Origin of the sequence: Saccharothrix sp. 6-C, from assembly GCF_016695385.1 — a bacterium.
GTDB lineage: Bacteria > Actinomycetota > Actinomycetes > Mycobacteriales > Pseudonocardiaceae > Actinosynnema > Actinosynnema texasense.
Genome location: NZ_CP064192.1, coordinates 6,607,841 through 6,633,530, shown reverse-complemented (window position 1 = coordinate 6,633,530; position 25,690 = coordinate 6,607,841). Strand labels below are relative to the sequence as shown.

Annotated in this window: 16 protein-coding genes and 2 pseudogenes; 11 read left to right on the top strand and 7 right to left on the bottom strand. The window is 69.4% G+C overall.

Annotated elements, in window-relative coordinates; all coding sequences use genetic code 11:
* The first annotated feature begins 106 nt into the window (after window positions 1–106).
* Entirely contained in the window at window positions 107–871 is a 765-nt protein-coding gene (locus tag IOD16_RS27945; protein ID WP_201436749.1) for a hypothetical protein, read from the top strand.
* 104 nt (window positions 872–975) lie between these two features.
* Window positions 976–1,869: an IS630 family transposase gene (locus IOD16_RS27940; protein ID WP_201436748.1), complete on the top strand. Its 894-nt coding sequence runs from the start codon at window positions 976–978 to the stop codon at window positions 1,867–1,869.
* 28 nt (window positions 1,870–1,897) lie between these two features.
* Here IOD16_RS27940 and IOD16_RS27935 read toward each other — a convergent pair.
* From IOD16_RS27935 to IOD16_RS27910, 5 genes and pseudogenes are all read right to left on the bottom strand, one after another.
* A pseudogene (locus IOD16_RS27935) lies at window positions 1,898–3,336 on the bottom strand (IS3 family transposase).
* A 207-nt stretch (window positions 3,337–3,543) separates the two neighbouring features.
* The gene (locus IOD16_RS27925; protein WP_201436745.1) at window positions 3,544–4,791 is read right to left on the bottom strand and encodes a DUF2399 domain-containing protein; all 1,248 of its coding nucleotides are present in this window, start codon (window positions 4,789–4,791) and stop codon (window positions 3,544–3,546) included.
* Complete coding sequence (locus tag IOD16_RS27920) at window positions 4,788–8,951, bottom strand: TIGR02680 family protein (protein ID WP_268957745.1); 4,164 nt, start codon at window positions 8,949–8,951, stop codon at window positions 4,788–4,790. Before IOD16_RS27920 ends, IOD16_RS27925 begins: the two co-directional genes overlap by 4 nt.
* Window positions 8,952–8,992: 41 nt before the next feature.
* The gene (locus tag IOD16_RS27915) at window positions 8,993–10,138 is read right to left on the bottom strand and encodes a TIGR02678 family protein (protein WP_201436743.1); all 1,146 of its coding nucleotides are present in this window, start codon (window positions 10,136–10,138) and stop codon (window positions 8,993–8,995) included.
* Window positions 10,135–11,667: a DUF2397 domain-containing protein gene (locus IOD16_RS27910; protein ID WP_201436742.1), complete on the bottom strand. Its 1,533-nt coding sequence runs from the start codon at window positions 11,665–11,667 to the stop codon at window positions 10,135–10,137. Before IOD16_RS27910 ends, IOD16_RS27915 begins: the two co-directional genes overlap by 4 nt.
* Before the next feature lie 141 nt (window positions 11,668–11,808).
* Here IOD16_RS27910 and IOD16_RS27905 point away from each other — a divergent pair, with 141 nt between their 5' ends.
* The 4 genes from IOD16_RS27905 (at window position 11,809) to IOD16_RS27890 (ending at window position 15,756) form a co-directional block, all read left to right on the top strand.
* A complete protein-coding gene (locus IOD16_RS27905; RefSeq protein WP_201436741.1) occupies window positions 11,809–12,537 on the top strand; it encodes a hypothetical protein in 729 nt (242 codons plus the stop codon).
* Complete coding sequence (locus IOD16_RS41575) at window positions 12,534–12,797, top strand: WhiB family transcriptional regulator (RefSeq protein ID WP_201436740.1); 264 nt, start codon at window positions 12,534–12,536, stop codon at window positions 12,795–12,797. Before IOD16_RS27905 ends, IOD16_RS41575 begins: the two co-directional genes overlap by 4 nt.
* The gene (locus IOD16_RS27895) at window positions 12,794–12,997 is read left to right on the top strand and encodes a hypothetical protein (RefSeq protein ID WP_201436739.1); all 204 of its coding nucleotides are present in this window, start codon (window positions 12,794–12,796) and stop codon (window positions 12,995–12,997) included. Before IOD16_RS41575 ends, IOD16_RS27895 begins: the two co-directional genes overlap by 4 nt.
* A 941-nt stretch (window positions 12,998–13,938) precedes the next feature.
* Entirely contained in the window at window positions 13,939–15,756 is a 1,818-nt protein-coding gene (locus tag IOD16_RS27890; protein ID WP_201436738.1) for a DEAD/DEAH box helicase, read from the top strand.
* Between the two features lie 1,919 nt (window positions 15,757–17,675).
* On the opposite strand, the pseudogene IOD16_RS27885 reads toward IOD16_RS27890, so the two are convergent.
* Window positions 17,676–18,177, bottom strand: a pseudogene (locus tag IOD16_RS27885) (helix-turn-helix domain-containing protein); the annotation flags it as partial.
* A gap of 635 nt (window positions 18,178–18,812) precedes the next feature.
* Here IOD16_RS27885 and IOD16_RS27880 point away from each other — a divergent pair.
* The 5 genes from IOD16_RS27880 to IOD16_RS27860 all read left to right on the top strand — a co-directional run bounded on the left by IOD16_RS27880 (window position 18,813) and on the right by IOD16_RS27860 (window position 25,286).
* Window positions 18,813–20,261: an RICIN domain-containing protein gene (locus IOD16_RS27880; protein ID WP_236594431.1), complete on the top strand. Its 1,449-nt coding sequence runs from the start codon at window positions 18,813–18,815 to the stop codon at window positions 20,259–20,261.
* Between the two features lie 462 nt (window positions 20,262–20,723).
* Window positions 20,724–22,103 carry a hypothetical protein gene (locus IOD16_RS27875; protein ID WP_201436736.1) on the top strand — a complete coding sequence of 460 codons (1,380 nt, stop codon included), beginning with the start codon at window positions 20,724–20,726 and terminating at the stop codon, window positions 22,101–22,103.
* Window positions 22,104–22,182: 79 nt separating this feature from the next.
* Window positions 22,183–23,415 (top strand): AAA family ATPase, encoded by a 1,233-nt coding sequence (locus IOD16_RS41115; protein WP_201436735.1) that lies wholly within the window; start codon window positions 22,183–22,185, stop codon window positions 23,413–23,415.
* Window positions 23,412–24,635 (top strand): vWA domain-containing protein, encoded by a 1,224-nt coding sequence (locus tag IOD16_RS27865; protein ID WP_201436734.1) that lies wholly within the window; start codon window positions 23,412–23,414, stop codon window positions 24,633–24,635. Before IOD16_RS41115 ends, IOD16_RS27865 begins: the two co-directional genes overlap by 4 nt.
* A gap of 93 nt (window positions 24,636–24,728) precedes the next feature.
* A complete protein-coding gene (locus tag IOD16_RS27860; protein ID WP_236594430.1) occupies window positions 24,729–25,286 on the top strand; it encodes a hypothetical protein in 558 nt (185 codons plus the stop codon).
* A 7-nt stretch (window positions 25,287–25,293) separates the two neighbouring features.
* Here IOD16_RS27860 and IOD16_RS27855 read toward each other — a convergent pair whose 3' ends face one another.
* Window positions 25,294–25,611 (bottom strand): SHOCT domain-containing protein, encoded by a 318-nt coding sequence (locus IOD16_RS27855; RefSeq protein ID WP_236595230.1) that lies wholly within the window; start codon window positions 25,609–25,611, stop codon window positions 25,294–25,296.
* Between the last annotated feature and the right edge of the window lie 79 nt (window positions 25,612–25,690).

Below are 25,690 nucleotides of genomic sequence, written 5' to 3'. Positions count from 1 at the left end.
TCGAGAGGTCCGGCTCGTGGGATGAAGATCTATGCCTTGAGTACGATCCCTGGGGACTGCGGAGTGATCGTCATGCGCTCGGCCCGGGAGCTCTAGAGGGGATGCAGTGGCGAAGTTGGCAGAGGGAGAGAAGGCGCAGCGCGCGCTGAACCGACGTCGCAAGGCGGCGTTGGAGGCCGAGCAGGACGAAAACCGACGAGAGGAAAGGCAGCGCGGATGGGTAGCGAATGGGATGTACCTGACTCACGCGGAGATAAACGCTGGAGCAGATTGTCGCGGATGCGGCCTACCCGTGGCAGATCGCCTGGGTAGTTGGCCGCCGTTGCTCAAGTTGGACGCGGAACAACGTGAGCAGTACGACCTCGCGGAAGCCGACTTCAAACTACGTCACCCGGATTGTCGGAGTCACCGCTGGACCCTGCAGGGGTCGAGGGCGCAGCATTGCGGATACTGCTGCCCACCGCCTCCTCTGAGCGAGGAGCAGGTCGCGGCCATCCGGGAGATCTTCAGCAGCAGCAAGCCGGACCCTTCGGAGCTCGACACCTGGCAACTGACGTTGACATGTGATCACGTCGTCGAGGCGATTCAGCACCGCTCGAACACGTCCTGGTACAGAAGCGTCACGCATTGTCCCGACTGTCAGCAGGTACGTGGGATTATCTCCTCAGTCAAACTTCCGTCAGACGGCGCACGACTCGTAGCCGAGAAGCGCAATCTGCAAGATTCGTTGACCAGTGCCCGCGTCGAAGAGGAGCGCTTGAGGAAGAGGGCCGGCAAAGCTCGCGAACGCGTCAACGTGTTGGAAGAGCAGCTTGCCGACCTGGACACGAGTGGAGGTCGGCCCGCTCGGCAAGGAGTGTCGACCGAGTGACCAGGTCGCCGTCTTATTGAGTCGAAAGTGATCTTCTTTCTGTAGGTTGATCGCTCGTGATCGAGGTCGAGGGTGCGCATCGGTTGTCGCCTGCGGAGCGTGAGGTGCTGCGGTTGCGGGTGGTGGCCGCGTTGGAGGCCGGGAAGGTCGAGGGCTATCGGCAGGCGGCGGAGGTGTTCGGGGTCTCCGAACGTTCGGTGGGCACCTGGTGGCGGGCCTACCGGCGGGACGGTCGCGACGGTCTGGCGACCCGCAGCGGACGGCCCGGCCCCGCCGAACTGATCAGTGCGGAGGACCGGGGCACGCTGTTCGCGGCGATGGCCGACTACACCCCCGAGGAGCTGCTGATCGGCGGCCCGCTGTGGACCCGCCAGGCGGTCGTCGAGCTGATCCGGCTGGTGGTCGGAGTCGACATGACCGAGCAGGGCGTCGGACTGTGGCTGCGCCGACACGGGTTCACCCCGCAACGCCCGGCCCGGCGGGCCTACGAGCAGCAGCCCGCCGCGGTGCGCATGTGGCTGGACGAGGAGTATCCGGCGATCGAGAGCAGGGCGAAGGCCGAGGGTGCGGCGATCGCGTGGGTCGACCAGTGCGGGCTGCGCTCGGATGCCGCGCCGCCCGGCCGGTCCTGGGCGCCGAAGGGTCGCACGCCGATCGTGCGGGTGACCGGGAAGCGACTGCGGGTCAACGTGATGTCCGCGGTCGCCTCACGCGGCGCGTTGTGGTTCACGGTGTTCACCGAGCGGTTCACCGCACCGGTGTTCACCGCGTTCCTCGACCGCGTCGCCCGCCAGGCGGGCCGGAAGGTGCACGTCATCGCCGACCGGCACCCGGTCCATCGAAGCAAGGCCGTCCGCGCCTGGCTGCAGGCCAACGCCGACCGGGTCGAGCTGCACCTGATGCCCGGCTACAGCCCCGAGCTCAACCCCGACGAGCTGCTCAACGCCGACCTCAAACGCAACATCAACGCCTCACGCGCCCACAACGTCGACCGGTAGTTGTCAATTCAGATGAGACAGGTTGTGTTTACGGGGTCGGTTGCGGTTGCTCGACAGGCTGGTTGATCCAGGCTGTCTCGGGCAGTCGGGGTGGTCGGGGTCGGTGTGCGAAGCGTTGTGGGTGTCGGGTGTGGGCGCGGTCGAGAGTGGCCTGGCGTTGGTCGCGGATCTGTTCTGCGGTTCCGAAGTGGACGGACGCGGGGGTGTGCATGCCGATGCCGGAGTGACGGTGTTCGTGGTTGTAGGCGAGGAAGAACTCCTCGCAGAACGCGCGGGCGTCGGCCAGGGAGCCGAACCGTTCGGGGAAGTCGGGCACGTACTTCATCGTCTTGAACTGGGCTTCGGAATAGGGGTTGTCGTTCGAGACGCGGGGACGGGAATGCGAGCGGAGCACGCCGAGGTCGACCAGGAGCGCGGAGACCGGTTTGGAGACCATGGCGCCGCCGCGGTCGGCGTGGACCGTGTGTGGCGCGGTGCCGTTGCGGGCGACGGCGTCGGCGAGGAAGTCCCTGGCCACGACCGCGTCCTCCGCGGCGGCGACCAGCCACCCGGTGACGTACCGGGAGAAGATGTCCAGCACGACGTAACAGCGGTACCAGATGCCTTTCACCGGCCCTTTCAACGCGGTGATGTCCCACGACCACACCTGGCTCGGACCACGGGCGAGCAGTTCCGGGCGTGTCCGGGGCGGGTGGGTGGCGGTGCGGCGGCGTTCGCGGACCTGCCCGGCGGCGCGGGCGATCCGGTACATCGTGGAGATCGAGCACCGGTAACGGCCCTCGTCCAACTCGCGTGCCCACACCTGCGGGATCGCCAGGTCCCGGTAGACAGGGCTGGTCAACACCTCCAACACCTCGGTGCGTTCGGCTGCGTCCAGGGCGTGCGGCGGCGGACGACGTCGCGGCCGGGGGCCGGACGGCGGGCCCGTCATCCCGGCGTGGCGGTAGTGCGTGGCCCGGGACCTGCCGGTCAGCGCGCACGACGTGGTTACCGGGACGTCGGCGGCGCGCAGCTCGGCGAACGCGGCCGCCGTCACGTCCTGGGCGGCCTGCCCTCGTCCGTGCTCACGGAGAGTTCCCGCAAGAGCGCGTGAGCTTTTCCCATGATGTCCAGCGCCATCCGGGTCCTGACCAGGTCGGAGGCCAACTTCTCGTTCTGCCGGCGCAGCTTCTCCAGCTCGACCTGCTCGGCCGACCTGCGCGCCGGTGTCGCCGAGGCCGTCGATTCCGCCGCCGCACCGCCCAACCGGCCCGCGTCTCGAGCCCGGGTCCACTCGATGACGTGCGAGGAGTACAGGCCCTCGCGGCGCAGGATCGCGCCCTTCTCCCCGTTCGGGGCATTCTCGTACTCCGCGACCAAAGCGAGCTTGTACTCGGTGGTGAACGTCCGCCGGGACGGACGCGCGGCCGGATCGGTGGGTGTCGCGCCGGAGGAACGCCGGGACTGCTTGTCGGATGGGGTGGACACGAGCACAAGAATCTCCGATCCCGCCCTTGATCACGAACCTCGATCACACGAGGTGTCTCGCACCAGTCTGACCAAGAGGGGACCGCCTCGCCCACGAAACCCGACGGTTCCTGCGCCGCCGCCAACGCCAGCCGCACATCGTCCGCGGATACTTCCGGGCCCCCCACGTCCGCTACACCATCATGTAGGCAACCGAACACTTTCGGCTCAATATCTGTCCGCAGGGCCTGCTCCGGGCGCGAGGTCTGACAGCAGTAGGGCGAGCAGCCGCTCCTCGTGCACCGGAGAACGTGCGAGGTCATAGACCACCCGTAGCCCGGCGACAGCAGCCGCAAGATCGTCGGGGGCGTCGTGGTGACCGCTCAGGCCGCACTCCGCGGCATAAGTTCGCGCGTTGAAACGCCACGACAGCGCACCGGACGCCACAGAGAGCACTTGGTCGGCGACGGTGAATCCGGCCGGATCGAAGTCCGCCCGCGCGTGGATCGTGCAGCCGGCGGTAGCGAGAACGGCGAGGAGGTCGAGGGCAGCGCCGGAGGCGATCCCGTCGGTGCACACCAGTGGTGGGCAGGTCAGGCCGAGCGCATCGGCGGCAGCTTCCGCGATCGTGGGGTTCTCGCACACGAAGACATCGCTCGCGGAAGCGGTCCAGGCGCCCGTGAGCGAACGAAGCGTCAGCCAGACGGGCTCGCCGGGAGCGGCGGCGCACAGCCTCGCGGCCGGGGACTCACCGGTCAGTGGGAGGTTCAACGCCAGCACGCGGGAGGACACGCCGTCGCACATCACCCCCGCAGCGGCCCACGCCGCGCGCCAGGCTCGACCGGCTCGTTGTGGTCGGGGTAGGTCGTGCTCGATCGCCAGGAGGCGGGCCACTCCGCGCCCCAGTTGCCGATCGGCATCGAGCGCGTGGGCGTCATGCAGGGTGTCAGCGGCAAGTTGGGCGAGCCTTGTCCCACTGCTCGTGGTGCGCAGTCCGGTGACGACGGTCGCCACCTGCTCAGCCAGGGTCTGGAGCTCACCCGAGCCCGGCCGAGGCAAGCCGGTGTCGGCCAGCCACCGTTCCACCGCGTGTGCGGCTACACCCGACTCGATCAGGTGCGTGGCCGCGCGCTCGCGCTCAGCGGCGGCCTCGGCTTGGGCTCGGCTGCGGTGAGCCTTGTCGGGTTCGATCTGTTCGCCGTGCAGTGCTTCGACGAGTCGGCGCACGGTCAGGTGGTGTTCGGTCAGCTTCTCCGCGAGGTCTTGGAGGCGGACGGGTTTGCCAGACAGTTCCCACCGGGTGCCGAGCAGCAGCGCGACTTCCCGACGTTGCTCCGCGGTCAGAGCGACGCCGGTGAGAGTTCCCGTTTCGGTGCGGTGCCCGCGTCTGGCCCGGGTGTGAACGGCGTCGAGCACGGCTGCGGGACCCGCAAGGCGTGCCCAGTCCTTGATGCCAGGCGGGATCGTGGTCGTCATTCTGCGTCCACCTCGGCGAACAGGCCGTCCGCCGCCAGCAGCGCCTCGTCCGCGCGCACGTCGGAGATCGGCAGTGCGACCGTGGTCCACTCGCCGCCGCACCACAGGTACGGAACTGCGTCGACTCCGGGCAGTCCTTTGTGCCTGGCCAGGTCGTACACGGCCACCGCCGGGACGGTCGGGTACTTGCACCACTCGTCGTGGGCGGTCAGCATCACGTCCAGGTCGAAGCTCACCGTCAGGCCCATGAACGACGCCTTGATCTCGTCGTCCACGCCGGTCATCGCCTCGTCCAGCCACACGCACCGCGGAGCGTGCCCATCGGCCGCGTTATAGGCGACCACCGCGGCTGCGAACAGCGGCTGGGACAGCAGCACGACCTTCTCACCGCCGGACTTGGCGCCGTGCTTGGCGGCGTCGAACGGCACCCAGCGGCTGGTCGAACCAGGACGGTACTGCAGCGAGATCTTCAGCCAGCCGCGGTAGTCCAGTGCGGTGGACAGTTGCTCCCGCCAGTCGGCGGAGCCCCCGGCAGCCGCGTCCGCCCTGGCAGTGTCGATCTTGCGTGCGAGGAAGGAGCGCACCGTCTCCTGGCGTGCGGGTGAGAGTTGCTGGTAGCCCTGGGTCAGCGCGTCCACGACGGTGCCCGCGTCCGGGTCGGTGGGGTCGGGTTCCCACTTCAGCTGCACGGCGTTGCCGTGCCGGGTCGGATGGCTGGTCAACTGCTTGTTGATGTCGGTGAAGGTCCGGGCGGTGTAGTCCAGCCGGTCCTTGAGGTGCTCGATGAACGTGGAGCCGAGCAGGGTGGTCAGCACTCGTTGCTGTTCGGAGTCGAACGCGTTCTCCTGCGCGCGTACCTGGTCGGCGAGCAGGTCTGCGGCGGTCGGGGGCGCCTGCCAGCCGGCGGAGCTGTCGGCCAGGACGACCACGCGCTGGATCGCGCCGTCCTGGTCCGGCTCCTGCACCCGGGCGTCGCGATCGGGCAGCAGGTCCTGTCGCAGTGCTTCGAGCTTGCTGTAGCAGAGCCGCCAGGCGCGGTCCTCGTCACCTGGGTCCGGTAATTCCCGGCGTGCGGCGCGGGTCGACTCGCGCGCGGACTCCACGCTTCGGCGTTCCGGTTCCTCAAGCCCGAGGGGCTGCGCGAGGCCCGCGTCGTACACCTCCCACCACACCGACAGCGCGGCATCCCGCCTGCGTTCCGCACTCTGGCGGCGTTCTTCGTGCCGGTCGAGTGTTTCTTCGGCTCGGGTGACCGTGACCAGCGCGCCCGCGAGCCTTTTCCCGAGTTCCTCGAGTTCGCGGTCGACCTGCTCCACCAGGCGGTCAAGCTCGGCGCGGCGGTTCAACTGCGCGTGGACATCGCTGGTGAGTGCCTCTTCCGCGGTGCGCAGGCGGACCTCCGCTTTCCGCTTCCGCCCACGCAGGTCGTGCAGTTCGGCATCGACGCCGGCGAGCCTGCGCTGAGCGCCGGCCAGGTCGCCTCGCACGCGTGTGAGAGTCGCTGTGCGCAGGTCGAGCAGTTCCTTTCGTCGGGCCATTTCGTCCACGGCCTGGTGGTAGTCCCGCAAAGCCACGTCGTGGAGTGCCAGATCGTCCAGCGGGAAGGCGTGCTCGCCCGCATACGCGGAGAAGTCCGCCCAGGCGGTGTCCCTGGCGGATTCGTTCGCACGGTGGGTGTTCCTGGCCGAGACCGCCTTGCGTTCGCTGTCGGCTGCTTGCCGTTCCCTCTCCCGCATGGTGGTGACGGCGTCGGTGACCACGCGCTCCCCCGGAAGCCTCCCTGACTCCTCGGCGAGGCGGCGCAGGTCGTCGTCGAGTTCTCCGATCCTGGCTTCGATCGTGCTGGTCGATTCCTCGAGTGCTGCCAGTCGGGTCCGCAGCCGGTCGATTTCCCGCTGCCTTGCGGACTCGCGGGCGGTGGCCCCCAGGTAGGAGGCGGGTCGGGCGACGTCGGCGCGTCCGGACAGGGCGGCGCACCGCCACGTGCCGTCCGCCGCCAACCAGGTGCCAGCCGCATCGCCGTCGGGGCGGGAGTCGTGCCAGCCGATCGAGGTGAGCACGGCGTGGATGGCGGTCTGCGTGACACCGCCGACCGGAGTGGGTTCCAAGATCTGCGTCAGGTTCCCGTCAACTCGGGTTCCCCCCGCGCGCACCACCGTGTCCGCTTGTTCCCCGTCTTCCACGGTGATGAGCTTGCCGTCGGCGCTCAGCCAGGCGTCGAGCACTCCTGCGGCGGCCAGGGTCGCCTCCAGCAGGTCGACCTTGTCCATCGACAACTCACCGACGGGCTGGACACACCGCCAGAACGGCGCGCCCAGCCCGCTGTCGGGCTCCGGCCGATCGCGACGGCGCCACGAGCCCGGAGGGGTTGGCGGGCGCTCTGTTCGGTCGAGCACCCCGTCCAGTTCGGCTGTGACCTGCTCGTGTTCCACCACGAGCGCACCGTGCTCGTGGACCAGTGCCGCGCGACGCGATCTCAGCGTGTCGCGAACCCCCTCGACGTGCCGGGCGACCGCCGCTGCGGGGGAGATACCGCGTTGTTCGGCCGGAGCGCCCGCCGGGTCCACGGCGGTCAGCTCGGCCACCAGATCACACCAGGACTCGACGGTTCGCTCGTCAGCCTTGGCGAGGACGACGCTCGTGTTCCACTCCCGGAGCTGCCTGCGCAGGGTGTCCACTGCGGTCTCGACGCCGTCACGCGCCAGTTCTCGCTGTTCGGCGGCCTCGTTGAGGTCTGACTCCCGGTCGGCCAGCAGGTCGGCCGAGCGCGCCGTGTTCGACTCGGTCCGGTCGAACTCCGCACGCAGTCGCTGCAACCGGTTGAAGCGCTCCCGGCGGACCGAGAGGTCGGCGCGCAACGCGGGCACGTCACGAGCGGGCAGGTGCCGAGCAGCCGACTGGTGCAGTCCGGCGGGGCGCCCGGCGGCCTGGACGCGTTCGGACGCCCGAACCACATCCAGTTCGGCCTGCTCGGCGGCGGAGGCCGCGTTCACCTCCGACTCGGCGACTTCCGCCACGTCCTCAGCCGCCCCAGCATGGCGTTCTTCGACTCCCACGAGTTGCCCGGTCAGGGCACCGAGCTGGTCACGAAGCCCTTCGACGCGGCTCGCCGCGCTCACGGCATCCTGGAATGCCTGGCTGTCCAGCAACTCGCGCAACTCCGTGCCGAGGTCACTCCGGTGCGTTCGCGCCCGGCTGATGTGCTTGTCCAGCTCGTCGGCTTCACCTCGGGCGGTGGTCAACGCGGTTTCCGCAGCTCGGCGGTCTTTGGTGGTGCGGTCCAGCTCAGTGGTCGCCGCGGTCAGCGCGTCGGCGCGGTGGCGCACGACGGTGCGCGCCCAGGGGGCCCAACCGGTGCGCACGAACCCCGCCAGCCGCACGGCCGCAGTGCGGGTTTGCTCCACGGCCGTTCGCAGCTTCTCCAGGTTGTCCCACCCGTCGGCGAGCTGGGTGATTTCCGCGGTCGCGAGCGGTGGCAGGGCGGCACGCAGCGTCTCTGCCAGGCTGGTGGGGTTGAGCCGTTCCCCCAGCTTGGGCTTGCGCAGTTGCTTGAGCAGCTCGGTCAGGTTGTCGTAGGCGTCGGAGCCCAGTCCGAACAGCTCGGAGGCCACCCTGGCGCGGTATCGCGCGGCGCTGTCGGGCACCGTGACGCCGGGGACCTTCTTGAGCTCTTTCTGGTCGAGCGGCCGGTCGGCCGTGGACAGCTTCAGGTCGCGTCCGGGACGCAGGTGGGTGACCAGGTGCCACGTGGTCACCGCGGAGGTGCCGCTGCCGCGACGGGCGCTGACACCGAGCCCGCAGACGAAGAACCGCGCCGTGCCGTCGTCGTCGAGCCTGCCGAACTCGGCCCAGGCATAACCCAGACCGGCGTCCGAAGGCGGACGGGGGTCATCATCCTCACCCGTGGGCAACAAGTTGAAGCGCATCGTGCGGTGCTGGGATCCGAACGGATCGAGCACGGAGGCGCCGATCTCCCCGCGCAGCAGCATCAAGGTCGTCAGTTCGAGCACTTTCGTCTTGCCTGCTCCGTTGCCGCCGCGCAGCACCAGACGGCCGTCGGCGAACCAGAACTCCGCCTGGTCGTACTCCCACAGGTTGATGATGCCCACGCGCAAGGGCTGCCAGCGGTGGAGACCCGGCTCCGGGAGGCCACCCGTCATCGCTGCCGCCAGCCACCGCTCGCGGTCAGGTCCCGGTCGGGTCAACCTTCATCCTCCTCGTCAAGCCTCGCGTTCACGGCCACCACCCGCGGGTCACGGTAGCGGGCCGCTGCGGCGGTCAATCGCCATCTGTCCGGTGCTCCGGTCGGACGCAACAGGTCCAGCGCACCCAGCAGATCTCGTGCCGTGGATTCCACGGCGTTGCCTACGCGCAAGTCATTGGTCATCGCCTTGGAGTGCCGCTCCCGGACCGCAGTGGCCGCTGCACCCAGCTCGTCGGCTGTGACGACCGAACCTGCACCGTACGTCCGCACCAGCTCGTCAAGAACCATCAAGGCGGCGAAGTCGGCGGCACGCAGCCTCGGGAACGGCAGGTCCGTGTCCGCCTCATCGGCGGCGATGAGCGCCATCCCTTCCGTGCGTTGCTCGACCACCCAGCCGGTCATCTCCGCGCACCAGGTCAGGACGCGGTGGCGCTGACCGGTCAGGTAGAACCGCTCTGCGTCGGTGAGGTCCTCGTGCAGGACTACGGGCAGTTCGACCAGCTTGCGCATCAAGCCGATCCGCGCCGCTGCCTCGTGAGGCGCTCCCGCATCGCGTCCTCCGGTGAGCGCGGCGCGCAACGAGGCAGGGTCGACCAGGCGCAGCAGCAACTCGCGGCGGACTTCGTAGGCGCCGCCGATCGCGTCACGGCGGTGCGCCCACCCCTCGCGCTGATCCTCGTCGTCACGAGCGGTCGGCCGCAGCGCCCCCACGGACACCAGCAGGTGGACAGCTTTGACGAACAGCGTGCGCTCGGCGAACCGGTCGGGGTCGTAGTGGGCGAGCTCGACGTCCTCGTGCGTGGAGAGCACGCGGACCCGGTCGGACAGGTCCTGGGTGGTGGTGATGTCCTCGGCGTCCTCGGCCGCAGCCGCGGCCAGGATGGCCAGCACGAGCACCCGCCGGGTCGGCGGCTTGAACCGTCGGGGCGCGACGACGGCACCGTCAACAGGAAGCCGGAACAACCGGGCTGCGGAGTCGGTCACCACCAGTCGGTAGCCGAGCCGCTGGGCGAACCACTCGCCCAACGTCGCGCGGTGTACCCGTACCAGCGGCCATACCTCGGGGTGGGTGCGCCGGTCGAGCACCGGCGAGCGGAGCAGGGCGGTGAACGCCCGTTGCCGGTCGGCAGCCTCGCGGTTCACGCGGGCTCCATTTCGAAGTACCAGTTCAAGGTCGTCATGCTGCCACTGTCAGCGTGCAGGCTCGTGGTGTCGTGCGCCTGCGGTGGTCGACGCAGCGTGATCCGCCACCGACCGTCCCCGGTCACCGCGCTCTCCGACCGCGTCCGCCGCACGACGCCGACGAACTCCAACAGCAGGTTCAGTTCGGCGTCGGTGATCTCGCCCCAGTCGGCCAGGTGCGTTCCGGAACGTTGACGCAGCGTCGCCTCCGCGCCGCTGCGGGCGGCTTGTGCGGCGAGCCTGGCCCGTCGGGCGGCACTCTTGCCCGTCGAGTAGTCCGGGATCTTGGTCCGCCTGCCGACCGCGGCGCGAGCGCCTTGTTCGCGGAACCGGGCTGTGACCGGCGCGGGCGGTGCGGTGGTCCAGCTCAAGTCGCTGTCGTCGGCGGAGTCCGGCGCCAGCAGCAGGTGGCGTGCGGAGAACGCTCCGACTGCGGTGTCCCAGATCCGCCAGGCGCTCTCGTCGTCGGGAGCGCGTTCGACCGCGACGGCCAGGGCCAGGAGTTCAGCCCGGCGGGTGACCGCGCCACCGGTGTCCAACAGGAGGTGCATGTTGCGCGCCCACGGAGCGACCAGGTCACGCAGCTGGCGCCGCAGCCTCCGGGCCTGGCTGTCAGCACCGCCGAACCAGGAACCAAGGGCCTCCCAGGTGTGCTCCCAGCGGCGTGCCTGGGCGGCCACCACCTCGTCGTCCGCATCGGTGTCCAACGCGGCGCGAACGCACGCCCGCCACACGTCAGGGGTCAACAGCGGGTCCAGCTCGACTGCCAGCTCCGCGATCCGCGGTGTGTGGACGTCGACCTGCTCACCCCACATGCCGATGTAGGAACGCAATGTCTGCCACAACAAGTCCTGCTTGGCTTGGTCCGGGCCACCCGAAAGGGCGTGGGCCAACGTGCGCTGCCACCCGCGAGCAGCCGTGGCCATCGCCTGGTGCATGGCGCCGACCTGCTGAAACTCCGTCGCCGCGACGGTGTACACCGCCTGGCGAATCGACTCCGCGAAAGCGATCAGCCGTTCGTGGATGGCACGCGGCGCCAACGTGAGATCACCCGCAGCCTCCTCGGTGTCGTCGACCGACGACCAGAAGACGTGCAGACCGGCTGCTCTCGGGGTGAGCTGGTATCGGTCACGTCGACGCAGGAAGTCCTCCCCAGAGCGTGCGGGTTCCTGCCAGCGGGTCAAAACCCGCCACTGCACCAACCGCTCCAACCGCGCGTCGAGGTGCAAGACCTCGGGAGCGAGCAGGCGGTCGACCACCTCGGCCGGCACCTGCCCGACCAGGCGAGCGCGAACCCCGGCGGCCACCTCGTCAAAGGACAACCCGGTCAGGCTCGTGTCCTGCTCGGCCAACAGGACTTCGACGATCACCCGGTACTGCGCCGCGAACCGCGAGGTCAAGTAGGCCGGGACGAGTTCCTGTCCCGGAAGTAGAGCCGACCACGGATCAACGGGTGCCTCCGTCTCCGGCATCTCGTCGTGATCGATCACGCGCCCAGGGTACGAACACAGGGTGGCGAGCCGAGGACAACAGCGACACATCACCCGTTCTGGTGAATCCTTCCCATCGGACGGCGCTATGGGCGGGTTAGGCAGTGAGATGTCCCCGTCCCCCGGAAAGGCTCCTCTCCGATGACCTCGTTCTCCCCTTCGCACCTGGACGTGATCGAGCGGCGGTTCCTGGCGATGACCGCCGGACCGCAGCCGCTCACCCTCGACTGCGCGGCACTGGGATGCGGACTGCCCGCCGAGGTGCTGCCACTGGACGAGGTACGCGTGCTGTTGCTGAAGCGGCAAACGAGCTGGGTGACCAAAGACGCCGTGTGGCAGGAGCTGGTCCGACGGGCACACGCGGAGCCGGAGCCGTGGACGACCGTGGCCGCCGCCATGATGATGCCAGGCCTGAAGCACATCGGTGGCAAGCTCGGTTCCCGGTTCCCCGGCGACCGCAACGACCTGGACTCCGCGATCCTCGAGGGCTTCCTCGAAGCGCTCGACGTCGCCGACGCGCGGGCTCGGAAGGTGTACGGGCAGCTCTACTGGGCCGCGTTCCGACGCGGGCATGAAGCCTGCAACAGCGAGCGGCGACGGGCGATGACGCGATCCGAACTCACCGATGTCGCTGATCTCCGTTCAGCAGGCGGCCACCCGGACCTCGTCCTGGCCGGCGCCATGCTCTCCGGCGTCGTCACCCCTCAGCAGGCCGACCTCGTCTCCGAAGTCCTCCTCGACCACGACAACCGGACGACCGCGGCCAAGCGACACGGCATGAGCCGCTACCAGGTCGCCTCCGAACTCACCACCGCGTCCCGACACCTCGCCGACTACCTACTCGGCGGCCCTCTCCGTCCGGCCGCATGACCACGCTCATGGTGCCGCGTGCACCGAAGTGGCACGTGCACGCAGCATGCCGAAACGCAGACCGAGAAGTCGACTGGATCGACGCCGAGCCAGGAAGCGGGGCTGCGGTGGACTGCCAAGAGACCTGTCGCCTGTGCCCGGTCCGCCTCGCCTGTGCCATCACGGCACTCACCAATGGCGAGAGCTACGGCGTGTGGGGCGGCATGGACCAAGCCGACCTCGAAGCACTGAGACACTCCGATGCTCAGATCGCAGCATGAACACGACACCCGACTCCTGGCAGCGGACCCGCCGCCAGCAGCGACGTAAAGCCACGGACATCATCATCTTCGAGATCAACCTCGTTGACGGCGCTGAAGCTGAGCGCCTTGGCTGGCAACAGGCGGCGGTCATCCGCGACGTATTGCTGTGGTGCCGACGAAACGACAACAGCGCGTCACCGGATGCGAACTTCACCTAACTGTCACAAGTCGAAACTGGCCTCCACCACCAAACATCCGCTCGGAGACCGCTGGTCAACACTGTTCCCATCCTTTGGTGCCCTCCCCGAGGTCCGGCTAGGGCGCGGCACGTGCCGAGATCCCTAACCGGCAGGTGGGAGTGCCGGCCGCCACTGGCCTTCGAACAATGCCTCGACCTCCGATGGATGACGCGGCTTCTGCATCTGACGAGCTGCGCTTTTCGCTCGGTCGGGTCGAGGAACCGGCGGCGGTTCGGGCCGAGGCAGGCTGGCAGGAGCTGCTGGAGCAGACCGGGACTGAAGTGGGGTTCTCATCCGGGGGTCCGGTCCGCTCACCAACCCTGGCCTCACCGCCGCGCAGGCCGCCGAGGACGCAGCCTTGCTGGTTCAGGCCACTGCCCGGCTTCGCCAGGCGTGTGCCGAGCTGCGCGGCCAGCAGTGGGAACACTGCGTGGCCAACTGCCGTAGGGGTGCTAGAGAACATCTCCTGGCTGGCCGTCGCCGTCGTCCTCTCCGAAATTTCGTCAATTTCGTCACGGACACCCCCGGCTGTCCGGCGCACCCAGGAGCAGCGCTGGGCAGCGATTTTCCACGACGTGAAGAGCATGTCCAGCGCCGCCCACCACGACGACAGCACCACCGAAGGCTGCTCCTGGAACCGTACCGATGCTGAGGCGATCTTGGCTGCGACGGCGGAACCTGCTGGGGAGGTGTACGGGCGGGAAGTGAACGCACACAGGTGCCCGAGGGGGTGGTTGCTGTACTGCTGTCCCGTTGTAACGCCGGGCGTGCGATGCGCGACGTACGCGTACAAGCAAGGACGGTTTGAGCGGGCGCGCTAGCAGGGAAACGGTTAGGGCGACTTGGTTAAAAGCGCTGCCTTTAACAAAATCATCAGCAACCGCTCAATATCTATTGTTCTGGGACAAGGGGAATTTCACTTGAGTGACGAATCCGCCTTTCGGTACCTCAGTCCAACCATCGACGGCAATGCCCGCCTGCGTGAACCGCAGACAGAGGCGTATGATGCCATCATTGATCACTTCGACGACATCAGCAACCATCGCGAAGCGGGCATTGTGCTACCGGTGGGGTGTGGCAAGTCAGGGCTCATCACGCTCGCGCCATTCGCGCTCAAGGCTCGCCGTGTACTGGTCATCGCGCCGGGGCTGCGCATTGCCAAGCAGTTGCTGCGCGACTTCAACCCGACCAATCCAGGCATGTTCTACCGCAAGTGCGAGGTGTTGCCAGGGCCTGAGTACCCCGAGCCAGCCGAGATCCGTGGCTCCACCACTAACCGCTCTGACCTCGACGCTGCTGATGTGGTGGTGACCAATATCCAGCAACTCCAGCGAGGCGGGGCTGACAACAAGTGGCTCGCTGACCTGCCGGAAGACTTCTTCGACCTCATCCTTTTCGACGAAGGTCATCACAACGTCGCCGAGAGCTGGGACGTGTTGCGCGCCAAGTTCCCGGCAGCCCGCATTGTGAGCGTCAGCGCCACGCCGACCCGCTCCGACGGTCGCCTCATGTCCGGCGAGATCGTCTACACCTACCCGATCTACCGAGCGGTGCAGCAAGGCTTTGTGAAGCACGTCAAGGGCCTGGTGCTCAACCCGTCGTCACTGCGCTACGTACGACGCGAGGACGGCAAGGAGGTCGAGGTCAGCCTCGATGAGGTGCGCCGCCTGGGCGAGGAGGATGCCGACTTCCGCCGCAGCATCGTCAGCTCCAAGGAAACGCTGGACACCATCGTTGACGCCTCGATCACCGAGTTGCACCGACTCCGTGAGGCGACTGGCGAAAATCGGCTCAAGATCATCGCTTCGGCCCTCAACATGGAGCACTGCAAGCAGGTCGTGAAGGCTTATGCCGAACGCGGCCAGCGCGCTGACTACATTCACAGCCGCGAGGACTCCAGGGCCAACGATGCCGTCCTGGCCAAGCTGGAGAGCCACGACCTGGACGTCATCGTGCAGGTACGCATGCTTGGCGAAGGCTTTGATCACCCGTACCTGTCGGTCGCCGCGGTGTTCAGCATCTTTGCCAGCCTGTCGCCGTTCGTGCAGTTCGTTGGGCGCATCATGCGAGTGATCAAGCAGCAGGCTCCGGGAGATCCTCTCAACTACGGCTCGGTCGTCTTTCATGCGGGTGCCAACACTGTGAAGGCATGGGAGGACTTCAAGGACTTCGCCGAGGCTGATCAGGAGTGGTTCAAGCTCCTGACCGAGGACGTTCCGGTAGGCAGTCAGCCGAGTCGTGAGGTTGATCCGACTGACGAGATGGCGCGCAACCGTGACCCGGACGCCGTGCGGATCGTCGAGCCGGGCACGGTGACGCTTCAGGAGTTGCCGCTGCTGTCCGACAGCCGGCTGAAGGATGCGCTGAAACTGCTGGTAGAGGCCGGGGTGACTCCCGAGGACTACAAGCAGGCGATCGAGCAGCTGCAGCCCATTCCAGTCACCAAGCAGGCACGCCGTCAGGCTTCGCGCACTTGGCTGGACGAGGCGATCAAGACGCGGGCGGGCAAGCTCATCCGCGAACACGACATGAATCCCGAAGGCCGCGATCTCGACACCAAGCACCTTGGCCAGAGCAACTGGGTGATCGTGAAGGCGGCCGTCGACAAGAAGGCCAACGCGGCAGTTGGGCGCGGCCCGAAGGAGCGCAGCGAGTTCAGCCAAGCCGAGATCGACATGATCACTGAGCAGCTGGACAGCATCGTGGTTGAGGTCGAGGGGGAGGTGTTCGGTGGCTAAGCCGAAGTCGCTCGTCCTGTCCATGACCGTGGACCAAGCCCTCAAGCGGCACGCCTGTCAGCACAACAGCAAGCATGTGATCTCTAAGGGGGACTTGCGGCTCAAGATAGCCGCTGGACGCAGCCACGAGCACTACTGCATCGCTTGTGCTGAGAAGTTCATCGACCTAGCTCTGCTTCGGCTACAGGAGCTGCGGAACGAGCTTGCCCAGGACCAGGCCGCGAGCGATGCCGTTGCGTAACCAGGCCACTTGGCGGGTGCAGCTAGCAGCCCGATACGCCGACACGGTTGAGTCTTGAGGCGGGCGAGGAGGCGGTAGTCCGTAACGGACGGTTACAGGCTCGGCCTCTACTACCGAACGCGCAGCAGCGAAAGCATATGCATACAATACGGACGACGTAGCCACGCTGCGGTCGTGGTCCAGGCGCAGCGCTGGAACTCGCGTCCAACGCCCCACGTGGGGACGGGTCGAAACCCGCCCCCACGGGTGCTACTCGGGCGTGAACAGCCCGAAACTTGACTCCACCACCAGGCTGCCGGTGTGAAACCGCTGGTCGCGCCTGTTCCCATCCTTTGGTGCTCCCGCCGGGGGCACCAGGCCTCATCGGGTCGGATGGCCGAAGATCACGCAGAGTTGATGATCTCTGTCGATGACGGTGCCTTGATCGCACTGAGTGACATGGACAGAGTCACCGCCGCGCGATGACGTGGCCTACCGTGAGGCTGAGGACGAGCTCGCCGAGTTCCACACCTGGGTGAACAAGCAGCGCTCCGCCGAGTCGCAATGGCGGTGTCGACAGCGGGTCAGATCCGCCCGATCCTCTGCCGCACAACGGATGCCGCAGCCGCTGGGAGCGGATCGACGCCAGTCCGGCACAGGTTGCCCGACGCCGGAAGCAGAAACCGCCACAGCCGGAGGTCGAGGTGGCCATGCTCGGCTGGGTACGCCCGGTCATGATGGCCCCGGTTACCGCAGGTTCGGGCCGGACAGATGACGCTGGGCGCTTGTCCGTGCCGGGCTGCCCATCGTCCAAGGCCGCGTCGACTACGCGGTGACGTTCAGCTTCGACTGTCCGGGCGGGGTCGACGACCTGCGGATTGAGGAAGGCTTCGCCTTCGTGTCGGCAGGGGTGTCGAGGTCGTCTTGCGCCCGAAAACCGGCCGACGAGGCTGGGTTCGGTGCTCGCTGCACCTGTGGACACTCTCAGGTCCGGCCGGACTTCTGGTCGTATCCGTTCCGGGTGGCGCCTTGGCGCTGTGGTTCGAGGAAGCGACCTGAGGAGCCGGGCGAAGGCTGCGGCGTGCTGCCCGGTGGAGTTGCTCTCCGCTCACGTCGAGGAGGACACGGACCGGTCCTGCTGGCGGCTGGAGAAGGTCGTGGTGATCCAGGGCCGGCCCTGCCGGGACACCGGTCGCGTCGGACCGGGCACCGTCGTGGCGATCGAGACCGTCGCCGGTGACGAGGCCGCTCGACTCTCCTCGGAACACAGCACTCGTGCGCCTGCGACGATGACGTTTCACCACGAATGACATGATTAAGCATTTTCGCAGTTCAGCACCGCTTTCCCGTGCGGCTGGCGTTGACGCGGAAACCTGAAGTCGGAGGAGAGGCAGAGTCACCCGCTGCGAGTGACTCTGTCCCCCTTTGAGTGCGTCAGGTGGCGTCGAGCGGTCGGCGAAGGTCGTCGCCACGGCGTGGCCGGACGGAAGGCGATGATCTTTCTCCGGCAAGTGGCACTCGGGAAGAAGATTGCGGGGTGGGCGAGGTGGCAGTCAGTGCGCCACGGCTTCCGGGCGATGCTCGCAGCGACTTCGGGGACGGTCCAGCTCGTGCAGGGCTGTCCCGCTCTCGGCTAGGGGATCACCGAGGTCGGCGTTGAGGTGGAGTGCGAGGTCGGGTCGGGTCGGGTCGGTGATGGGGTGGTGGAGGAGCGGAGTCGGCGGAGTAGTCGCGAGTTCTTGAGGGTGGAGACTGCTCGTTCGTCCAGTGCGCGGATGCGGGCGTGGGGGGGCGGGCCGCGGTCGGGTCGTGGGTCGAGCCGGGCAGTGCGGGCGAGGTCCGGGGCAGGCGTCCGGGCGGTCGGCTGCGATGCGGTCGATGGGTGGCAGGGTGCCGTCGAGGATGGCGTAGGCCTTGCGCGAGGCGACTTCACGGCTTCGGCCAGGTTCGGGGCGAGGGTGGCCAGGAGTCGGACGGTTTCGTGGATGTAGCGGCAGACGGTGGCCAGGCCGATGCCGAATCCGGCGGCGAGACGGGTAGGTGTCGCCGCAGCGCAGATGCGCCGGCCCCAGCAGGGCCTGGCGGCCGGGGTCGAGCTTGCGCCACCTGGTGCCGATCCGACGACGGTGCGCGGCCAGTTGGTGGGCGAGGAGCTGAAGGTGCGAACTGGACAGGTCGATCGCGGATGGGTGGATAAGCACTCGAAGCTCCTGGCGATGGCCTCGCTCTTGGTCGAGAAGTCGTCTGCCAGGAGCTTCGCCGTGTCTCCACTACGAACCGCGGTTCACGCCACCAGGCTGGGAAGGGTTCAGTGGTGGTGGCAGTAGGGCACGGTGGGGTCGGGTGCCGGGGTGACGCCGACGTGTGGGTCGAGGTGGTGGCCGTTGCCGCGTCGGGTGGGGATTTTCGATGCTGGTGGGATGGTGTCTGGTGGTCCTTTGTGGACTGAGGGTGTGAGGTTGATCGGCTTCGTCGGGGGTGCGAGCGGCGCTCCTGGGGGTGTGATCGATGTTGAGCGATTTTTAAGTGAATGTTGCCGATTTGGCGGTGAATGTTCGATTGCCGTGGGTGAGATGGCCTCTTGACACGGCATAGAGAGGTCGGGACACTCTCAGGCAACAGAATCAAACAATACCGAACGCGCACGATTGGCCCGTTCTCGGGGTGGTCTGCGTGTTCGGGAACTCCTCGACTTCCCAAGACCCGTGCAGGACGCCTGCCCGCCGGATCGCCCGCACGACCGGCCCGGCAGTCGGACCTGCGAGCCGTGCCGGGTGGTTCGACGCAGAACCCCGACCTAGGGATTGGACGTTCCATGACACTGATCGCGACCTCAATGCGGAGGTCCCTGATCGCCCTCGCGGTGACCGCGTTGACCGCGGCGGTCGGGCTGGTGGTCACCGCGCCGTCGGCCGGTGCGGCCACCAGTCAGTTCCGCGGTATGAACTGGGCGGTGCTGGGTGACAACTTCAGCACCGGCACGCTCGTGGTGCAGGGCCTGAGCCAGTCCGACAGCAACGCGACGGTGCGGGCGAAGGCCAACGCGCTGTACGACGACATGGCCGCGACGCTGGGCGTGAACACCGTGCGGTTGCCGATCAACACGCACACGGTGGCCAACACGACGTGGTGGAACGCCTACCGCGGCGCGATCGACGCGGCCACCGAGCGCGGGTTCAAGGTGATCCTGGCCTATTGGGAGGACGGGGCGGCCTCGGGCGGTCGGATCACGAACCTGGCGGCGTGGAACACGATGTGGTCCAGCGTGACCAACACCTACGGTGCCAACGGCAACGTGTACTTCGAGCCGATGAACGAGCCGCACGGCTACTCCTCGGCGGACTGGCGCAACGTCGCCGCGAACTGGTTGAGCTACCACACCTCCGCCGTGCCGGGTCGAGTGCTCATCGGCGGCACCGGGTTCAGCCAGGATTTGCGGGACGTGTGCAACGACAGCCGTTTCAACTCGACGTTGTTGTCCTTCCACCACTACGCGTTCTTCTACGGCGCCATGACCTACGACCAGTTCCGCAGCCACATCCAGACGCGGCTGGGCAACTGCGCCTCCCGTGCGGTCGCCACGGAGTTCGGCGCGCCCATGTCCACCGGCCTGAACTACGCCGACGCGAACAGCTCCGACAACTTCGTGCGCTACATCCGCGCCATCGCGCAGGTCATGCGGGACAACCGGATGGGCGGCACGTACTGGCCCGCGCTCGGCGGCAAGCCCGGCACCATCGGTTACGACTGGTACTCGATGTACTCGCTGAGCGGCAGCGGCACCAACCTCGACCTGACCGTCCGCAACGCCTCCGGGGCCGACCGGCTCCGCTACGCCTGGGGCGACAGCGTCACGACCCCGCCGGTGACCGACTACCGGATCGACGTCCGCCACAGCGGCAAGACCATGGGCCTCCCGCAGGCGACCGCCGACAACAGCGTGCGCGTCGGCCAGTACACCTACGGCGGGAACGCCTGGCAGCAGTGGCAGTTCCAGGACGCGGGCAGCGGCTACTGGCGCATCGTCAGCCGGCACAGCGGCAAGTGCCTCGACGTGGTCGGCGCCTCGACCGCCGACGGGGCCGAGATCGTCCAGTACACCTGCGGCACCGGCACCAACCAGCAGTTCCAGCTGGTCGCCAACGGCAGCTACTTCCAGCTCAAGGCACGGCACAGCGGCAAGTGCGTCGACGTGCCCGCCGCCTCCACCGCCGACGGCGTGGTCCTCAAGCAGTACACCTGCAACACCGGCACCAACCAGCAGTGGTCGCGCACGGCCGTCTGACGGCCTGCTGAGCCTGCTGATGGTCCGCTGACCGTCGAACGCCCCGCCGCCGAGGTGGCGGGGCGTTCGACGATCACCGTGGAGCAGCCAGGTTCGTCGACGCGGGCTTGACGAGGTCGGTGACGACCGTGATCTCGTCGACCTCGCCGCCGGGGTGTCGACGGTGAGCCGCACGCCGGGGTTCGCCCCGCGCGGCAACCCTTCGACGGCGCCGTGGCGGGCCGCGGTAGGTCGAGGACGACGAGCAGCACCAGCTCGGTTCGTCGGCATCCTGCTCTCCCTTCGGGTCCGGTCCGACGACCGCGGGTGGCACCTGGTCGTCGTCGGTATGACGCGAGCCGGCGGGAAGATGTGACCGCGCCCGCGGAAGTCGGTCCCACGGCGGAGTGGTCCTGGCACCCTCGCCGCGATGGTCACCTACCTGAGCGGAATGGGGGTTCTCTTCGCGCAAGGTGAGTGCTGATGCACCCCTTGACCGCGAACGAGGATTCCCGCCTCCTTTTCTGGGCGCGCGTGCGCGAGTTCGGCGTGCCGCCGTCGATGATCGAGCCGGCGACCGCCCGCCGAGAGGTGGGCGACTGGGCCGGCGCCTGCGCCGCCGCGCGCGTCGACGTGGACCTGGACCTGCGAGCCGTGGGCCGTGCGCACGGCCGGGAGCTCGCGAGCCGGGTCCGCGCCGATCTGCGCCGGCTGGCTCCGGACCTGCTCCGCCGGCACTTCCCGAGGATCGCCCCGGACGGCCTGCTGAGGCCGGGTCTCACCGTGTCCCTGGCCCGATATCCCCCGACGGTCGACGGCGGCGGCGCGGTGCACCTCGTGGCGCGCACGCCGCCGGCTTGGGCGGAGGCCGGCCAGCGGATCAGCCTCGCGCTGTGGGACCCGGCCGGCCCGAGGGCCGGCGCGGAACCGCACCCCCACCCCCGACCCGACCGGCGGTTCCGGCTCGACCTGCACCGCCACCTCTGGGACGTGCGCCGGGCCGGTGAGCTGGGGGAGCGGTCCGGGATCGGGCCGCGGCCCGGTGGTCCGGCGGTGGCCGGGCTCCCGGACGGCGCGGTGCCGCGGTGGCGCGGCTTCGCCGTGGACCGATGGCCGGCGGAAGCGGCGTTGCTGCTGCGCGCGGAAGGATGCCCGGACGGCGTCGTCACCGTGCGCCTCGGCGCCCGGAGCCGGGTGCTGCTGCACCCGGGCGGGGCCGGGTCGGCCACACCGCGGATCACGGCGGCTCCTCCTGGCGGTCGTGGCCGCGCGTCGCCGGTCCTGCCTGACGCCGCGACCCGGGTCCTGCCCGACCTGGAGCTGCTCCGCGCCGGGTTGGTCGACGCCGACCGGCTGCACCCGCTCGTGGCGTCGGCGCTCCTGCCGGGCCACCGGCCGACCGGCGTGCCACGAAGTCCGGACCGCGCCGGGAGCACACGGCTCGTCCGGTGCCGCGGCACCACGCACCGCATCGGCGTGGTGGACGGTGTGCTCGTCCCGCTGGACCACGACCCCGACGAGCTCCGCCGCGAGGAGCTGCTGGTCGCGTTGGGCGGCCCTCCGCTGCCGTGCCTGCGGGCGATCGACGACGTGCACCGGCGGCCGGAGTCCCTTGTGGACGTTCGCGCCCGGCTGGACCACGGCGACACCGCCGGCGCCCTCACCGTGGTCGAAGGTCTGCTCGGACCGGACGCGCTGCTGCGCGGCGGGGCGTTGCGCGACGAGCTGGAGGCGGCGGTGCGGCGCCGGGTGGCGCACGGGTTGTTCCGGGCGGGACTCGCGGGCTCCGGCCCGGTTCCGGCCGGCCGGGACAGCCGCCGCCGTGATCTCAGGTCCCACCCGCGCCACGTGATCCCCCGCTGACGTCTGCACCTCGCTTGCTCCCTTGGCCGACCCACGGCCACCGAACCGACCCCGAAGGTGATCGAACTTGCCTGTTCCTGTGCACATTCCTGCCGACCCGGCGGACGTCCGACCGCTGGACGCCGCCGACGCCCTGCTCGCCCTGCTCCGCGACACGACCACCGAGCCGCGGACCGACACCCGGTTGGAAGCGCTGACCCTGGCCGTCTCCGCCGACCTGCCCGTGCTGCTGTGGGGCGAGCCGGGGATCGGCAAGACCGCGGCTCTGAACCAGCTCGCCGACGCCCTCGACCTGCCGCTGACGACGGTGATCGCCAGCGTGCACGAGCCCTCCGACTTCTCCGGCCTGCCGGTGCTCGGCGACGACCCCGCCGTGCAGGGCGTTCCGATGGCCCCGCCCGACTGGGCCGTGCGCCTGGTCCGAGCCGGTCGCGGGCTCCTGTTCCTCGACGAGCTGTCCACCGCGCCGCCCGCCGTGCAGGCCGCGTTGCTGCGCGTCGTGCTCGAACGCCGGATCGGCGCGCTGCGGCTACCGCCGGGCGTCCGGATCGTGGCCGCCGCCAACCCGCGTTCCTCCGCCGCCGACGGCTGGGAGCTGAGCCCGCCGCTGGCCAACCGGTTCGTCCACCTGCGGTGGTCCTACGACCACGAGGTCGTCGTGCGGGGGCTGGGCGGGACTTGGCCGACGGCGGCGTTGCCGCGGTTGGCCCCCGGACGGCTGACCGACGCCGTGGCGTACGCCCACCGGGCGGTGTGCCGGCTGCTGGCCGCCCGTCCCGGGCTCGTGCACCAGCTCCCGAAGAGCGACGCGGGCCGCGGCGGGCCGTGGCCGTCCCCCCGCACCTGGGAGATGGCCCTGCGCCTGATCGCCTTCGCCACCGCGGCGGGCGCGTCCCGGGAGGTGCTGTCGACGCTGGTGCGGGCCACCGTGGGGGACGGGCCCGGCCTGGAGCCGGCGGCGAGCCTGGACCGGATGGACCTGCCGGACCCCGAGGAGCTGCTCGCGGACCCGTCGGCGGCGGTCCTGCCCGAGCGCGGCGACCTGCGCCAGACGGTGCTCGACGGCGTGGTGGAAGCGGTGCGCAGGCGGCCCGAGCGGTCCCGGTGGGACGCGGCGTGGTCGTTGTTGGCGCTGGCGCTGGACACCGGGGCGCCGGACCTGGTGGTCGTGCCGGCTGCCACGCTCGCCGCGCTGCGCCGTGACGACTGGGAGGTGCCCGCGGCGATCGAGCGGCTGGCCGGGGTGGTGTCGCTGTCGAAGCGGGCGGACCGGGCGGACCGGTCGGCGGTCGGCGCGGGGGTGCGCCGATGACCCGGACGGGCCTGGACGAGGAGAAGCTCTTCGCCGCCCGGCTGCAAGCGGTGCGCTGCCGGCCCTACCTGGCGACGGCGTTGTTCGCGTTGCACGTGGTGGAGTCGCGGCGGGTGCCGACGATGGCGGTGGACCGGCACTGGCGCTGCTACGTCTCGCCGGCGTTCGTGGCCCGCACGCCGTTGGAGGAGCTGGCCGGGGTCTGGGTGCACGAGGTGTCCCACCTGCTGCGCGACCACCACGGGCGCGGCGACCGCTTCGCCGCGGAGCACGGGTCGAGTGGGCCGGGGGAGCGGTTGCGGATGAACATCGCCGCCGACTGCGAGATCAACGACGACGTGTTCGGCGACGGGCTGCCCCGGCCCGCGGGCGCGGTCCGGCCGGCCGCGCTCAGGTTGCCCGAGGGGCAGCTGGTGGAGGAGTACCTGCGCCAGTTCCGGCTCGGGCCGCACACCGACGCGTTCGGCTGGCTGGACTGCGGCAGCGGCGCCGACGGGCTGGAGCGGGAGTGGGACCCGGGGCCGGGCGGCGCGCACGGGCTCAGCGCGCAGGAGCGGGACGCCGTCCGGTTCCGGGTGGCACAGGGCCTCGAGGCCCGCCCGGGCGACGCGCCGCGGGGCTGGCAGCGGTGGGCGCGGGAGGCCTTCCACCCGCCGCAGCCGTGGCGCGAGCTCCTGGGAGCGGCGGTCCGGTCGGCGGTGTCCGGCCCGGGGGTGGGTGAGGACTACACCTACGGCAGGCCTTCGCGCCGGTCGGCGGGCCTGCCCGGGGTCGTCCTGCCGAGCCTGCGCCGCCGGCCGCCCCGGGTGCGCGTAGTCGTCGACACCTCCGCGTCGGTGAGCGACGACGAGCTGGGCGGCGCGATCGTCGAGATCGCCGCGATCGCCCACGCGGTGGGAGGTCGACGCGACCTGGTCTCGGTGCTGTCGTGCGACGCCGCCGCCCACGTCACCCATCCGCTGTGCCGTGCCGAAGGGATCCCGCTCGTGGGCGGCGGCGGCACGGACCTGCGATCCGGCTTCGCCGAGGCGCTGCGCGGCAACCCCCGCCCCGACGTGGTCGTCGCCCTGACCGACGGGCAGACGCCGTGGCCCGACGCGCGTCCCGCCTGCCGGACCGTCGTGGGCCTGTTCGCCCGCCCGGCCCGGTCGGGGGAGGACGACCCCGACTACGTGCCGGACGCGCCACCCGCGTGGGCCCGGGTGGTCACCATCGGCTGATCGGCGCACGCCCGGCCCGGCGTGCGGCCGCGTCGGGGACGGGCCGCAGGTTCGGCGTCCCGGTCCGGCCGGGCAGCCGGCAGGCTGTGACAGGTGAACCCGATCGTCGCGCAGGTGTTGACCATCGTGGGTGTCCTGCTCGGCTCGGCGGCGACGTTCGTCGTCACCTCCACCACCGAGCGGACCCGTTGGCGACGAGCGCAGTCGGCCCGGTGGGACGACAAGCGCCTCCTCGCGTATTCCGAGTACGCCAACGCGGTCAAGCGCATGGTCCGGCTGTGCCGCCGGATCGCGGAGACCAGGGGGCTGCTGGCCACGGGGCAGCCCGTCGACCTCGACTCAGCGTTCGCGGACCTCGCGGAGGCGGAGACGGAACGGGCCTCGCGGTGGGAGACCGTCCTGCTCCTCGGCGAGCCGGCCACGATCTCCGCCGCACGGGCGTGGAGCGAGCAGGTGTGGCGGCTGGAGCACGTCGTGCGCGGGGACGACCCCGACCCGTCCTCGTTCACCGACGCCTACCGGAGCGCCATGCGGCTGCGCAACGAGTTCTACGCCGCCGCCCGCGCGGACCTCGACATCACCAGCGGCCCGCTGCCCGAGCTGACGTGGAAATCCCTCGAACCACCGCCCGACCGGCCCGCCGCGCCGTGACGACGGGTCAGGGGAAGGTGATCCGCGGCTCGTGGAAGCCGGGGGGCTGCGGGGGGATCCGGTCCTGGACGCTGCTCATGGTCGGGATGAAGAAGGCGAACAGCAGGATCAGGAACACGATCAGCCCGACGACACCGGCCACCACCTGGAAGCTGACGTAGCGGTTGGCGGCGCGGCCGATCGACTGGTCCCGGGACTTCATCACCGGTGGCGCGGGCGGTGGTGGCGCCTGCTCCAGGACGCGCCGCTTCGCCGCGGCGAACTCGGCGTCGGACAAGGCGCCCGACCCGTGCAACTGCTGGAGCTTCCCCAACTCGTCGGCCATGCTCACGGCTGCCCCCTCTGCCCCCGGTGTGCGTGCATTTTAGGTTCCCCCAACGGATCGGGGAGGCCGATCGACGAGA

Coding starts and splice junctions, on each gene's coding strand:
- IOD16_RS27925 (WP_201436745.1), bottom strand. CDS start 4,791: ATGACGACCACGATCCCGCCTGGCATCAAGGACTGGGCACGCCTTGCG.
- IOD16_RS27920 (WP_268957745.1), bottom strand. CDS start 8,951: ATGACGGGTGGCCTCCCGGAGCCGGGTCTCCACCGCTGGCAGCCCTTG.
- IOD16_RS27905 (WP_201436741.1), top strand. CDS start 11,809: ATGACCTCGTTCTCCCCTTCGCACCTGGACGTGATCGAGCGGCGGTTC.
- IOD16_RS41575 (WP_201436740.1), top strand. CDS start 12,534: ATGACCACGCTCATGGTGCCGCGTGCACCGAAGTGGCACGTGCACGCA.
- IOD16_RS27895 (WP_201436739.1), top strand. CDS start 12,794: ATGAACACGACACCCGACTCCTGGCAGCGGACCCGCCGCCAGCAGCGA.
- IOD16_RS27880 (WP_236594431.1), top strand. CDS start 18,813: ATGCGGAGGTCCCTGATCGCCCTCGCGGTGACCGCGTTGACCGCGGCG.
- IOD16_RS27875 (WP_201436736.1), top strand. CDS start 20,724: ATGCACCCCTTGACCGCGAACGAGGATTCCCGCCTCCTTTTCTGGGCG.
- IOD16_RS27865 (WP_201436734.1), top strand. CDS start 23,412: ATGACCCGGACGGGCCTGGACGAGGAGAAGCTCTTCGCCGCCCGGCTG.
- IOD16_RS27855 (WP_236595230.1), bottom strand. CDS start 25,611: ATGGCCGACGAGTTGGGGAAGCTCCAGCAGTTGCACGGGTCGGGCGCC.